Source organism: Methylobacillus glycogenes JCM 2850, assembly GCF_000617925.1.
Classification (GTDB): Bacteria; Pseudomonadota; Gammaproteobacteria; order Burkholderiales; family Methylophilaceae; genus Methylobacillus; species Methylobacillus glycogenes.
The window spans coordinates 1-13,508 of sequence record NZ_BAMT01000022.1 but is presented as its reverse complement, the minus strand read 5'-3'; the positions used below and the strand labels follow the sequence as shown (position 1 = coordinate 13,508).

General features: G+C 52.1%; 10 protein-coding genes and 4 pseudogenes. 5 read left to right on the top strand and 9 right to left on the bottom strand.

Annotated features, from left to right (window positions below; translation table 11 throughout):
* Both JCM2850_RS21690 and JCM2850_RS24210 read left to right on the top strand, forming a co-directional pair.
* Nucleotides 1–607 (top strand): annotated as a pseudogene (locus tag JCM2850_RS21690) (hypothetical protein); the annotation flags it as partial.
* Between the two features lie 145 nt (nucleotides 608–752).
* Nucleotides 753–1,756 (top strand): annotated as a pseudogene (locus tag JCM2850_RS24210) (virulence RhuM family protein).
* 82 nt (nucleotides 1,757–1,838) lie between these two features.
* Here the strand turns inward: JCM2850_RS24210 and JCM2850_RS15845 are convergent.
* The 3 genes and pseudogenes from JCM2850_RS15845 to JCM2850_RS15835 form a co-directional block, all read right to left on the bottom strand.
* A complete protein-coding gene (locus JCM2850_RS15845; RefSeq protein WP_025873103.1) occupies nucleotides 1,839–2,615 on the bottom strand; it encodes a ferredoxin--NADP reductase in 777 nt (258 codons plus the stop codon).
* A gap of 44 nt (nucleotides 2,616–2,659) precedes the next feature.
* Nucleotides 2,660–3,588 (bottom strand): annotated as a pseudogene (locus tag JCM2850_RS20050) (electron transfer flavoprotein subunit alpha/FixB family protein).
* Nucleotides 3,588–4,334: an electron transfer flavoprotein subunit beta/FixA family protein gene (locus JCM2850_RS15835; RefSeq protein WP_025873102.1), complete on the bottom strand. Its 747-nt coding sequence runs from the start codon at nucleotides 4,332–4,334 to the stop codon at nucleotides 3,588–3,590. The pseudogene JCM2850_RS20050 and the gene JCM2850_RS15835 overlap by 1 nt, the downstream one beginning before the upstream one ends.
* A 148-nt stretch (nucleotides 4,335–4,482) precedes the next feature.
* Between JCM2850_RS15835 and JCM2850_RS15830 the strand changes: the two genes are divergently transcribed.
* Nucleotides 4,483–5,409: a LysR family transcriptional regulator gene (locus tag JCM2850_RS15830; RefSeq protein WP_025873101.1), complete on the top strand. Its 927-nt coding sequence runs from the start codon at nucleotides 4,483–4,485 to the stop codon at nucleotides 5,407–5,409.
* A gap of 10 nt (nucleotides 5,410–5,419) precedes the next feature.
* A pseudogene (locus JCM2850_RS20045) lies at nucleotides 5,420–7,068 on the top strand (electron transfer flavoprotein-ubiquinone oxidoreductase).
* 159 nt (nucleotides 7,069–7,227) lie between these two features.
* Here the strand turns inward: JCM2850_RS20045 and JCM2850_RS15820 are convergent.
* The 5 genes from JCM2850_RS15820 to JCM2850_RS20040 all read right to left on the bottom strand — a co-directional run bounded on the left by JCM2850_RS15820 (nucleotide 7,228) and on the right by JCM2850_RS20040 (nucleotide 11,925).
* The gene (locus JCM2850_RS15820) at nucleotides 7,228–7,719 is read right to left on the bottom strand and encodes a cupin domain-containing protein (protein ID WP_025873100.1); all 492 of its coding nucleotides are present in this window, start codon (nucleotides 7,717–7,719) and stop codon (nucleotides 7,228–7,230) included.
* Nucleotides 7,720–7,858: 139 nt separating this feature from the next.
* A complete protein-coding gene (locus JCM2850_RS15815; RefSeq protein WP_025873099.1) occupies nucleotides 7,859–8,413 on the bottom strand; it encodes a TetR/AcrR family transcriptional regulator in 555 nt (184 codons plus the stop codon).
* Nucleotides 8,414–8,422: 9 nt separating this feature from the next.
* Nucleotides 8,423–9,256, bottom strand: a complete 834-nt coding sequence (locus tag JCM2850_RS15810) for a hypothetical protein (protein WP_025873098.1) — start codon at nucleotides 9,254–9,256, stop codon at nucleotides 8,423–8,425.
* Complete coding sequence (locus JCM2850_RS15805) at nucleotides 9,256–9,789, bottom strand: DUF2380 domain-containing protein (protein ID WP_025873097.1); 534 nt, start codon at nucleotides 9,787–9,789, stop codon at nucleotides 9,256–9,258. Before JCM2850_RS15805 ends, JCM2850_RS15810 begins: the two co-directional genes overlap by 1 nt.
* Nucleotides 9,790–10,143: 354 nt before the next feature.
* Nucleotides 10,144–11,925, bottom strand: a complete 1,782-nt coding sequence (locus tag JCM2850_RS20040; RefSeq protein WP_234406315.1) for a PQQ-dependent sugar dehydrogenase — start codon at nucleotides 11,923–11,925, stop codon at nucleotides 10,144–10,146.
* A 739-nt stretch (nucleotides 11,926–12,664) separates the two neighbouring features.
* On the opposite strand from JCM2850_RS20040, the gene JCM2850_RS20755 reads away from it, so the two are divergent.
* Nucleotides 12,665–13,096 carry a hypothetical protein gene (locus tag JCM2850_RS20755; protein ID WP_025873096.1) on the top strand — a complete coding sequence of 144 codons (432 nt, stop codon included), beginning with the start codon at nucleotides 12,665–12,667 and terminating at the stop codon, nucleotides 13,094–13,096.
* Nucleotides 13,097–13,301: 205 nt separating this feature from the next.
* Here JCM2850_RS20755 and JCM2850_RS20030 read toward each other — a convergent pair.
* Nucleotides 13,302–13,508 (bottom strand): hypothetical protein (locus JCM2850_RS20030; RefSeq protein WP_036266495.1); only part of this gene is annotated, 207 nt, incomplete at its 5' end.

The following is a 13,508-nucleotide window of genomic DNA, read 5'->3' as shown; positions in this document are numbered from 1 at the left end:
AAAAACCCCAAGCCCGCCCACGCCGCCTAGGCCCGCACCGCCGCGCCCACAAGAGCCTGATCCTTCGCAGTATGCGGATATGTCTTCGTATATGAATGCCATGCGCGAATACCGCAGCTCCACCGACAGCAACTATGCCGCCATGATGGAAAACCAGCGCGCGCAGCGTGAATCAGGCAGCAAGAGCCTGTCGGAAGAAGAAAAGCGCAACGAGACCATCAAGAAAAACCTGTCATCAGGGGCCAGTGGTGTGTTCCGCATCATGAGCATGAGCAACTACACCTCCACCTTTGAATTCCGTGGCTGGGTCAACGACTTCAGCACCGCCAAGCGCGAAGTGTTCCAGATTGAAGCGCGTGCGGGCGAGGATATACAACGCGCCACTGTGCGCAAGATGATAGAGCTGATACGCAGGCACTACAGCGGTGATTTCAACTGGGAATCACGCCAACTTGGCCGCGTGGTGGTGCTGTCAGCCCGTAACGAAGATAGCGCAGGCCTGGAAGACTTCCTGATCAAGGAGTTCTTCTCTGGCGATGATATGCGCTATATAGACCAGCAACGCCGCCGCCCACCGCCAGGGCCACCGCGCTATCCTGTGCCGTAACCTTGCCTTAGCGTGATGCCGCAGAAATAAGACAGTCTCTGCCAGACAATGCAACAAAGGCTTAACATCACCCCTTACTGAGACTTTACAGGCAAAATTACAGGCAAAAGCCACTGCCCTTACGGCGGATCTGGAGAGATAAGGCATGAAGAAAACAACGCGGGGAGAAATTGTTCTTTACCAGCGTGGTGATACACCTGCTATTGAGGTGCATCTCACAGACGACACGGTCTGGCTTTCCCTCAACCAACTTGTCTCTCTATTTGGTCGAGATAAATCCACCATTTCCAGACACATTGCCAATGTATTTGCCGAAGGTGAATTATTGCGGACTGCAGTTGTTGCAGAATTTGCAACAACTGCAACCGATGGAAAAACCTACCAAGTTGAACATTTCAACCTTGATGTCATTATCTCAGTCGGTTATAGAGTCAAATCGCAACAAGGCACACAATTCCGCATCTGGCTACCAAGCGCCTACGCGAGTACCTGATCAAAGGTTTTACCATGGATGATGACCGCCTCAAGCATCTGGGCGGTGGCATTTACTGGAAAGAGCTGCTGGATCGTATCCGCGACATTCGCTCAAGCGAAAAGGTGCTCTACCGACAGGTGCTCGATCTATACGCTACCAGCGTGAATTATGACCCCAAGGCCGAGGCCAGCTTGGTGTTCTTCAAGACCGTTCAAAACAAGCTGCATTACGCAGCGCATGGTAAAACAGCAGCAGAAGTGATTGCCGAGCGGGCCGACGCAAATCAGCCTTTCATGGGTTTATTGTCATTTTCTGGTAAACATCCCACCAAGGGTGAAGTTGGCAATGCCAAGAATTATCTTCATGCAGACGAACTCAAGCGACTCAACACCCTGGTTTCGGCTTACTTCGATGCCGCGGAGTTTCGTGCGATGGATCACAAGCCAACTTACATGCAGGATTGGCTGATACATTTGGAGCAATTGATTGCCGCCATGGGCGGTAAAGCGTTACCAGATGCGGGCAAGATCAGTCACCAGCAGGCACTTGGCAAGGCAGAAGCAGAATACGAAAAATATCGCACCATTCTGGAGGCTCAGCCCTCAGAGGTAGAGCTTGCTTATCTAGACACGCTAAAGTCAGTGCAAAAGAAACTGAGCACGAAGAAAACCTAGCATTAATACAGATTGGACTTCACACAATAAAAAAGCTGGCATATCGCTATGCCAGCTTTTTTCGCGCTATTAGCAGCGAGTATTACTTCTCGGCGAAAGCACGCTCAATCACGTAATCACCCACATCACCGATACGCTCGGACACCTTGAGGCCAGCGGCATCAAGAATCTTGCAGGTATCAATCAGCATTTGCGGGCTACCGCACAACATGGCGCGATCAGTTTCAGGGTTCAACGGTGGCAGGCCGATATCGGCGTAGAGCTTGCCGTTTTCCATGAGGTCGGTGAGGCGGCCTTGGTAACGGAACTCTTCACGGGTCACTGTGGGGTAGTAAATCAGTTGATTTTTGACCTGCTCACCAAAGAATTCATTCTCTGGCAGTTCTTTGGTGATGAATTCTTCGTAAGCCAGATCATTCACACGGCGTACACCGTGCACCAGAATCACCTTTTCGAAACGCTCATAGGTTTCAGGGTCTTGAATCAGGCTAATGAAAGGTGCCAGACCAGTACCAGTGGACAAAAGGTAGAGGTTCTTGCCGGGCTTGAGGTCGGATAGCAACAATGTGCCAGTAGGCTTGCGGCTCACCAGCAGATCGTCACCCACTTGCAGGTGTTGCAGGCGTGAAGTCAGCGGGCCATTCGGCACCTTGATGCTGAAGAACTCAAGATTTTCAGCATAGTTGGCGCTAGCGATACTGTAGGCGCGCATCAAGGGCTTGCCTTCGACTTGCAGGCCTATCATGACAAACTGGCCGTTTTCGAAACGCAGGGCGTCGTTGCGGGTAGTAGTGAAGCTGAACAGGCTGTCGTTCCAGTGTCTGACGCTCAGCACTTTTTCGGTATTGAATGCACTCATTAGTTCTTCTCTATCTTTGTAGATTGATGCGTTATTGATTGATGCTACTTGTTCAAGGCGGCAGTAAGCTCAGGCACGGCATCAAACAGGTTGGCAACCAGGCCGTAATCGGCATGCTGGAAGATGGGGGCGTCTTCATCATGGTTGATGGCCACAATGATCTTGCTGTCCTTCATGCCTGCCAAGTGCTGCATGGCGCCGGAAATACCAATGGCGAAATACAGTTCAGGCGCGACGATGGTACCAGTCTGGCCGACCTGAATATCGTTAGGGGCAAAGCCAGCATCAACGCAGGCACGGGTAGCGCCCAGGGCGCCACCAAACTTGTGCGCCAATGGCTCCAGCAGTTCATCAAAGCGCTCACCCAGCTGCGGCCACCAGACACCACCACGCGGGCGGATGACAGTTCAGGACGATCGGAGACGTTTTTGTCTTCCTTGATCCAGCGGCTCAAGCCAGTGGAGGCAGTTGCTGCAACGGCAGCGATTTCTGCATTGCCGCCTGTGGCAGGCACGGCAAATGAGGTAGCGCGTATGGTCACTACCTGGATGGCATCGCTGCTTTCCACGGTGGAGAGCACATTACCTGCGTAGATAGGACGCACATAAGTGGCAGGGGCGGTGATGCTGATGGCATCAGACACCATGCCTACATCCAGCAGCGCTGCCACGCGTGGCAATACGCTCTTGCTGAAGGCGGTGTGTGCGGAGAGGATTACCTTGTAATCACGACCAATCTGCAACAGCAGCGCTGCTACATCTTCTGCCAGCGCGTGTTCATAATGCGCTGCTTCAGCGTGCAGTACCTTGGCTACGCCAGCCACTTCAGCAGCTTGCTTGGCAATTTCGCCGCTATTGTGACCCACCACCAACAGGTGAATAGGCAGAGACCAGGCCGCAGCCGCAGTCACGGCTTGACGCGTGGATTGCTTGAGTTGTTTGCCGTCGTGTTCGGCCAGAATCAGGATGCTCATTACAGGACTTCCGCAAGACGTAGTTTTTCGACAAGTTCAGCCACATTCGCCACCTTGATGCCAGGCTTGCGCGGCTCAGGGTCAGCCACTTTAAGCTGCTTGAGGCGTGGGCTGTAATTGATGCCCAGATCATCAGCCTTGATGGTTTCAATTGGCTTTTTCTTGGCCATCATCAGGTTGGGCAGCTTGATAAAGCGTGGCTCGTTGAGGCGCAGGTCTGTGGTCACTACCGCAGGCAGCTTGAGCGCTACCACATCGGTACCGCCATCAATTTCGCGTGTGACTTCAATTTCGTCACCCTTGATATCAATCACGGAAGCAAAAGTACCCTGCCCGGCATTAACCAGTGCGGCCAGCATTTGGCCAGTCTGGCCCAGGTCATCATCAATGGCCTGCTTACCAAGAATAATCAGTTGTGGCTGCTCGCGCTCGACCACGGACTTCAGCAACTTAGCTACGCCCAGCGGTTGCAGCTCAGTCTCGGTCTCAATCAGAATGGCTTTGTCTGCGCCCATGGCCAGGGCATGACGCAGGCTGTCCTGACTATTGGTCTTGCCTATGGTCACGGCAATCACCTCAGTGGCCACGCCGCGCTCCTTAAGGCGCACAGCTTCTTCCACTGCGATTTCATCAAATGGGTTGATGCTGAGCTTGACGCCAGCAATATCAACATCAGAACCATCCTGCTTGACGCGCGGTTTGATGTTGTAATCCACCACATGTTTTACAGCCACTAACACTTTCATATTGTGATCCTGCTCCATAATTTGCCGCGTATTTTAATCGGCGGTAAAATATCTGTTAAATCAATTATCACTATATCACATATCTATCACATCGATATGAGAATCATTCTCAAATTCGTTCTGAAGCAAAGCCATTGAAACCTAGCCGTTGAAACATACCTTAAGACAACTGGAAGTTTTTGTTGCCATTGCGCGTTTGGAGAATGTGTCACGCGCGGCCGAAGCGTTGTCGCTCTCGCAATCCGCTGCCAGTACCGCACTTGCCGAACTGGAACGACAGTTTGATTGCAAACTGTTTGACCGCATGGGTAAAGTGCTGAAACTCAACGAACTAGGCCGTAGCCTGCTGCCGATGGCAGCCGCCCTGCTAGACCGCGCCGCTGAAATTGAAAGCATTTTACAGGGAAAATCCGCCTTTGGCTTGCTAAAAGTAGGTGCCACCTTGACCATAGGCAACTACCTGGCCACGCTGATGATAGGCTCATTTATGAAGCAGCATGCCGATTGCCAGGTGCAATTGCATGTGCAGAACACCAACACCGTCATGAGCCAGGTGGCGATGTATGACCTTGACCTGGGCTTGATTGAGGGCGATTGCCACCACCCCGACCTTGAAGTGGAACCGTGGATAGAAGACGAACTCACCGTGTTCTGCCCACCGCAGCACCCGCTGGCGCAACAAAAAACCGCCAGCCTGGAAACCCTGTTACAGGAAAACTGGGTACTGCGTGAGCATGGCTCGGGCACGCGGGAAACCTTTGATCACGCCCTGCGTCACCATCACACTCAGCTGAATGTGCGACTGGTGCTTGAACATACCGAGGCCATCAAGCGCGCGGTAGAATCCGGTCTTGGACTAGGCTGCGTCTCGCGCCTGGCGCTCAAGGACGATATTGCAAGAGGTAATCTGGTAGCGCTGGATACGCCTGAACTCGACCTCAAGCGCCAGTTTTTGTTTGTCTGGCACAAGAAAAAATACCAAACCACCGCCGTGCGCGAGTTTCTTGCGCACTGCCGTCAGCTAACCCGCGATGTGCGGCGCAGTGACGAAATCAACATCCCCTATATTCCTTGAAGGTTTTAGCATGCAACGCGATGTAATGAATTATGACGTATTGATTGTAGCGCTGGCCCTGCGGGCCTGTCTGCCGCAATCCGCATCAAGCAGTTGGCTGCCGCACAAGAACGTGAAATCAGCGTCTGCGTGCTGGAAAAAGGCGCTGAAGTTGGCGCGCATATCTTCTCTGGCGCCGTCATAGACCCCATCGCACTTAACGAACTTATTCCTGACTGGAAAGAAAAAGGCGCCCCGCTCCACACCCCAGTCAATGATGATCAGTTCCTTATGCTGACGCCCAACAAGGCTTACACCATCCCGCATAAATTGCTGCCGCCGCTCATGAACAATGACGGTAACTATATCGTCAGTCTGGGTGATGTCTGCCGCTGGCTGGGCGAGCAGGCCGAGGGCCTGGGCGTGGAAATTTACCCTGGCTTCAGCGCCGCCGATGTGATTTACAGCGAGGCTGGCGTGGTAGAGGGCGTGGTCACTGGTGACATGGGCCGTGACAAGCAAGGCAATGAAAAACCCGGCTTTGCCCTGGGCATGGAATTACGCGCCCACTACACCCTGTTTGCCGAAGGTGCGCGTGGCTCGCTCAGCAAAGATATCACCGAGAAATTCTCGCTACGTGACAATGCCGAGCCACAGAAATACGGCATAGGCTTCAAGGAAGTCTGGCAAATCACTCCAGAGCAATCCAAGCCCGGACAGGTACTGCACTCTCAAGGCTGGCCGCTGGACAACAGCACTGGTGGTGGTGCTTTTATTTATCACCTGAAGGAAAACACTCTGGCCATAGGCTTTGTGGTGCATCTCAATTACAGCAATCCGCACTTGAGCCCGTTTGATGAGTTCCAGCGCTTCAAGACCCACCCAGCGATACGCCCGCTGCTGGAAAACGGCAAACGCCTGAGCTACGGCGCGCGCGCCATTACCGAAGGCGGCTTGCAATCCCTGCCGCGCCTGGCCTTCCCTGGCGGTCTGTTGATAGGTTGCGCTGCGGGCTTTGTTAACGTGCCGCGCATCAAGGGCACGCACAACGCCATGAAATCCGGCATGCTGGCGGCAGAAACCGTGGTGGAGGCTTTGGCTGCGGAGCAGATAGGCGCCACGCTGGACAGCTACGCTGAAAAAGTGCGCAACTCCTGGATCTGGAAAGACCTGTACGCCGTGCGCAACGTCAAACCTGCCATATCCAGATTCGGCAATATTCTGGGCAGCATTTATGCCGGTACGGAAATGTGGTTGTCATCGTTTGGCATCAACGTGCCCTGGACCCTCAAGCACGGCAAGGCCGACAACGAAACCCTGAAAAAAGTCAGCCAAGCTGCCAAGATTTACTACCCCAAGCCGGATGGCGTGGTGAGCTTCGACAAACTGTCTTCGGTTTACCTCACCAATGTGTATCACGAGGAAGACCAGCCTTGCCATCTGGTGCTCAAAAACGCCAGCATTCCGGTCACCGTCAATTTGCCGGAATACGATGCGCCCGAGCAACGCTATTGCCCGGCAGGCGTGTATGAAATTGTGCAGCAGGAAGGCACGCCACGCTTGCAGATCAATGCGTCAAATTGCATACACTGCAAAACCTGCGATATCAAAGATCCTTTGCAGAATATCAATTGGCGTACCCCAGAAGGTGGCGGTGGGCCTAATTACATAGGTATGTAATTAGCCTTAGTCGTGCCTTAGTTCTAGTTGAGTCAAAGTGCTAGCTGTGCGAGGGCATGGCTGACGCTGTTGCATTCACACTTTGCGATTCTGGTAAATCAGTAGCTTAGACTAGGTCTGCTTGCTAGCTCCTCTCCTGCGAGAGGAGCTAGCAACAGCTTATTTCTTCCTGGGGTCGTCCTTGGGATTGGAATAGCTGATATCCCAAGGCCCGGTGGCAATCAGCTCTACTATGGTTTCCTCTCCCTCAGTCCAGACATAATGCGCATGGCCTGCAGGCAGCACAAAGCTTTCGCCCACCTTGAGAGTTTCGCCCCTGTTTTTATCCAGCACTTCGCCCATGCCATTGCCCAGCTTGCCCTTGAGCACGGTAATTACCTCGGTAAACGGGTGGGTGTGCGCAGGAATAGGATAATTAGGCGGAAACTTGAGCCAGGCAATAAACACCCCTGGCTTGGCGGGGTCACCCAGTATCAATGCACTCTTGGCCCCCTTGGGCAGTATGGGTTCATCCTGCCATTTGATATTGGCAGCGCGGTAAGACTGCATCTTGTCTGCGGTCATGCGTTCAATCTGGTCTGCCGCTTGCGCACTTAATACAGGCAGCGCCAGGCTTAATGCCATGAATATTGGGCTAACGATCTTCTTCATTGCAACTCCTCCGTTAAGTGCTGCGGCTTATACGCAGCGGTGCTCTTGTTGAAAGCCAAGATAAAATCCATCATCAGTTGCCCGCCCGGGCTAAGCAGACGAATAGCCCAGGCAGCACACCTGATCTGGATTTAAAAATTCATGTAGCGGATTTGATCAAGGTCTGTACCAAGGCTTGCGCATGTTGCAGCGATTCGCTGCCTTGCTGGTTTCTCACGGTCATGGAAGCGCCTTCAATCACCAGTGCGAGTTGCAAGGCCAAAGCTTCTGCTTGCTTGATCCCGGCTTTATTGGCCAGGGCTGCCATTTGCTCACGTAGCTGTCTGGAGAAATCCTGGGAAACCTGGTTGATAGGGTTATCCAGCTGGGGAAACTCCACCCCGGCGCTGAGCGAGGCAAAGCCCTTGAACTCCTTGTCGGCGATTACGGCCAACAGACCTAGTGCCATGGCCTCTAGCTCGGCCCGCGCATTCTCCTGTTGCGGTGATTCCGCCAGGGTTTGCCATAGTCTGGCATTCTGCTCGCGCAGATATTCAATAATCAGCAATTCCTTGGATTGGAAATACTTGTAGAGCGTAACCTTGGCCACCTGGGCCTGGGCGGCAATATTATCGACACTGGTGGAATTAAACCCCTGGCGCGAGAACAGATCACCCGCCGCGGTAAGTATGTAATGACGCATTCTGGAAGACATACTAATGCCTTATATTCTGGAAATAAAACGTTGTTTGATTTGAGAGGCCGGGTAGCACTCCCAGGCTCTTTGCCCTTCATACCAAGAGAGGAAATTCTCCAGCCGCTGGTTATTCATCTCCGGGTTATTGGCCAACCTGGAATTCACCACATCCATATACACCGTGACCTGCTCCTTGGGCATGCTAAAGAAGTTTGGGCTGGGGCAAGTGCCTGCCTCCAGGCTTTTTCTCAGGGCAAAGGCCTTGAGCAGCAACTCAGGCGCTATGCTGGGCATGGGCTCAGCCTGTGCATAGCCTGCCTCCAGACTGGTCTGCTTGGGGTGGGAAAGCTGCCCAGGCCAGAAATGCATGGTCAATATAGTCACCATGACACAAGCGGCCGCGTAGCCGCTGTGACGTATGGCTTGATCTGCGCGCGTCAGTAGAGAAGGCCTGGCCTGGTGAATCACCAGCTTGGCGGCATCATGCGCCGCAGACAAAGCCCCCATGCCAGGGTTGCGCAACTCCTCTGCCAGCCCGCCTTGCAGCAGCATCAACATCTGGCTCACCACCATCCCCGGCTGCTGCAATCTGGCGGCAGTTGCCAATGCAAGCAAATGCGCCCGCAGTTCAGGACTATTTGAGGAAATAGGCGCAGAGGCAGCGCTCAACTCACTACGTAAACATTGGCTTACCCCAGGTGCCTGTAACCAGGTTTCTGCCAGCGCATAAACCGCAAGCAGTTTGGGCACTGGCTGAGAGCCCGCCTGCTCTATCATGCGCAACAGCCAGGCACTGTTCAGAAACTCCATCATGGAGCGGGTTTGCATAGCGGTATCTCCCTTGCGATCAATACTCAACATTACTTGTTAGCACCAGCCTGCAACGCTTGCAGGCGATCTTTAACCACTTGTGCCAGCTTATCAGCCGTGCGTATGGTGGTGTTCTCGTCTGACCATGAGCTTTCCAGTTGCGCGGCCTTAGACATCACCACAGATTTGGTTTTGACATCAACAATGATAAGACGCGGATAAACAAATAGATAAGTCGGCTTCAAGGCTACGCCTATCACCAGATAATCCGCTCCGGTTTCACGGTTAAGCTCTACGGCAGTACCGACGTTGTCATACAAATAACTGGGCGAATGTTTCTCTATTTCCGTAGCGACCTGGGCACCTGCGGGCACGACATTCACACCCAGGCGCTTCAAGCTAGATTCAAATTGTTTTGAAAGCAAAGCAATGCGCTGCAACTCCTCGGGCGCGTTGGCCAGATTGGTCATGTCATTGAGTTCAAATGCCATCACCACTACTTTGGCTTCTGCATGCGCGGCAGGTGCAAACAGGGCGCTTAGCATCAGTAGAGGAAACAACATTTTATACAAGTATTTGGGCATCAAATTCCTTAAGGCAGCAGCAAAAACTAAACTGTTTAGTATGCTTATGAACTGAATAGTACACTTTTGTGATTGCTTTGCAAACTTGAGTGATGAAATAGCCTGAGGGATGAAACAGATTTGTCATGACTGATAGCTTGTTTGTTAGTGTTGCTGGCGGTGCCAACTGGTACAAGCCATATGCTACAAACCATGTGATACAAGCCAAGCTATACGGCAGGAAACTAATATGACGGTCGCAGATCATTGAAAACGCCCGATAAAATTCATCGGGCGTGTTGGATGGAAAACGGTGGTACTCACCATGCGTAAACCGGGTTACACACCCCGGTTTAGGCATTGATACTCAATCACTTAACGTATAGGCAAAGACAACAACTCCCCTGCCTTCATATCCGGCACCAGCAAGAACTTCCCATCTGCAGATAAGGCAATATCCGCAGAAGACTGCTGACCTTCGCTAATCAACTGTGGTGTTGCCCGTGGCTCTGTCAGTTGCCAAACCTTGCCGTTTGCCCAATCGCTGACATACAACAAGCCATCACTATCGCGCACCAGGCCATCCGCACCGCCAAAACCACTATTCAACAAGGTAACACCAGCCTTGCTGTTGGCGTTGGCATTGAAGGTCACCTGGAACAGTTTGCCAGTGCCAAAATCGGCCACCAATAGCTTGTTGGGGCCATCCATCAGCAGGCCATTGGGACGCTTGATGCCAGCGCTGGCATTGATGATTTGCCTGACCTTGCCTTTGGGACTGATCTGGTAGATGGCGGCATGTTTGCCGTTGTCATCGCCGCTGTCGGATACATAAACATTGCCCACGCCATCAATCTCGATGTCATTGAGGAAGATAGGCTTTTGCTGGAAGTCACCGGGCTGGGCTATCACGGTTTTGCTGCCATCCAGGCCCACGCGTACCACTTGGTCTACATCGGCGATGTAGAGCTGGTTGTTGTAGAGGTCTATGCCCTTGGGATCATTGAGGCCATCCACCAGGGTGCTGGTGCTGCCGTCACGGTTGACCACGGTCACCTTGCCATCACCTGCCTTGCCGAATTCGCCTATCTCGGTGACAAACACGCGGCCATCAGGGTGCGCAATGGCGGATTCCGGCATTTTGAGTCCGCTGAGCTTGCTGCCCGCCGTGCTAGCCGCCGCTGGTGCACTGGCGGATTTTTCGCCATAGCTGATGCGGTAAATCACGCCGCTGTAATCATCTGAGACCAAGAGCGAACCGTCGCCCAATTGCAGCACGTCGGTAGGACGACCCCAGGCTTCACCATCGTTGAGCCAGCCATCGATAAACACTTCAGTGGACTTGGGCTTGCCTTGCTGGTCAAACACCACGCGCATCAATTGATAACCCACCGGCTGGCTGCGGTTCCAGGAGCCGTGCTGGGCAACAAAAGCATTGCCCTGGTATTGGCTGGGGAACTGCTTGCCGGTGTAGAACTTGAAGCCCAGATTGGCGCTGTGCGCCTGGAACTCAACCACGGGGGGTGTTAGCGCCTGTGGCGGCTTTTTATTCTGATATTCCTTGGGGCTGGCGTCCTTGCCACCAACATAAGGGAAACCGAAATGCTGGCCTGCCTTGGGTGCTGCATTCAGTTCATCATGCGGGATATCGTCGCCCATCATGTCCATGCCGTTATCGGTAAAGTGCAGCACGCCAGTGCCGGGTTGGAAATCCAGGCCCACGGAGTTGCGCACGCCCTTGGCAAAGGTTTCCACATTGCTGCCATCGGGGTTCATGCGCAGAATGCTGGCTTCCACGCCTTGCGGATCGCAGATATTGCAGGGAGCGCCTACTGTGACGTAGAGCTTTTTGTCCGGGCCAAAGCTGATATAGCGCCAGCCGTGATGCGCTTTGTTGGGCAATTTGTCGTAAATGACTTCGCGCATATCCTTGAACGGCAGGTTAAGGTCAAAATCCGGTGCGGCATAACGCGCAATACGGTTTTGTTCTGCCACATAGAGATTGCCATCAAACATGGCCACGCCATTACCCACGTTGAGATCATCAAGAATGGTCACCACCTGATCGGCCTTGTGATCCTTGTTCTTGTCCACCACGGCATAGACCTTGTTGCCGCGCGTACCCACATACACCGTGCCTGCAGTGCCCAACGCCATTTGTCGCGCGCCTGGCACCTCGGCGTAAATCTCCACCTTGAAGCCTCGGGTACTTTAAGGCGGTTTAAATTAGCCTGCACTTCGGCCACATCGGCATAGGCGCAGCTTGCCATCCAGCCCATGAGCACGCCTATGCTGAGGCGGGCAATCTGGGAATAAGGTGCCATCTTGAATGATAGGGACATTGTGGTGCTCACTCCTTTTTGATGCTTAGTTATGATTAGGACGCTAATGATATGGAACAGTATGCCTAAAGCTGGAGTTTCAATATAGAGAAATATATTGACTACTAAATTCCAGATTCCGGAACAATGTGTGAATTTGAAATTAGCAGCGCTGCAACTCAGGGTTGCTGTAGAGGCTATCAGCTTATTCTTACAGGGGAATCAGACATGCATGCATGAACGGCGCAATCGAGTTTTTCTATAATGCATACACATTCAAGGGAAATGCTTCATCACCCTGCAATCAAATCAGGTTTTAATCCATATGGTTGATGACCTGTTTAACCAGCACAGGAGGCATTATGTTCAAGCTCAATCTTTTCGAATTCACCGTGCTTGCTATTACCATGCTGTGGATGTCTTACAACTTTATTTATCTGTAATTGGTTCAGGTTTTTTACGTCACTCGTATAGGACAATTCCTACAAAACGATAAGAGTAAAACGGCTTACCAATTTAATCATTTCTTCATATGATATGAATAGAATGATGACAACTTATCAAGGAATATCACCATGTGCAGAGGCGTGAAAGTTATCGACCCGAGCGGCGTCGCAAAACAGATTGAATACCCCCACCCTAGAGCAGCATTGCCTATTCGGGTGAGCGAAGACCAAATCAAGTGGTTGCGTTGGGGTAATTATCTGGAAGAAAAAGAAGGCGGCTTTTTTGTTGGTGGCTGGGCGAGATTATCTTCGCTGGATGCTGGCAAATGGGACAAGCTCAAGCCTGAGCCTGTAGACCTGATTGTGGATGAATTTTTAAGCCGCGATAATCAGCGTAACCCGCACTGGATCAACATTCCAGAAGGCCATGCCATCAAGGGCATTATTGCCACACTGAATGACGAGCGTCGCGTTTATGTTGTCACTACCGAACCGCCTGAAGAATATGCCAATATGGATGAACGTTGGCCTTTGATTGCGCCCATAGGCACTAATCACTAACAGCTCAGTTTCTTGCGCTTCATCTCACAATAAAACCTGCCTAGCGCAGGTTTTTTAATGCACTCAGTATGGCTGGGCTTAAATAAAAAGGCAGTGGCAAGTCATATAGACTGCCACTGCCTTATTTGCATCTTTCTACGCTAGCGAAAATGCTACTGATTTATCGCTATGCTGATTTATTGCTATGCTGATATTACTGCTGATATTAACGCTTGCCTGGCAAGGCGCAATATTTTTCCACATCTTCCGGCGCTTCGCTGAAATGCGCATCTGGCTCTTCCACAATCACCGAGAATGGCTTGGGTGACTGGTAATCTCCAGCTTCATTCTTGATGGAATATTGACCACAGACCACCGTAGTATCGCCTTGCTGGATCTTCTCCAAGTTTTCTATCTTCTCTGTCTCAGGGTT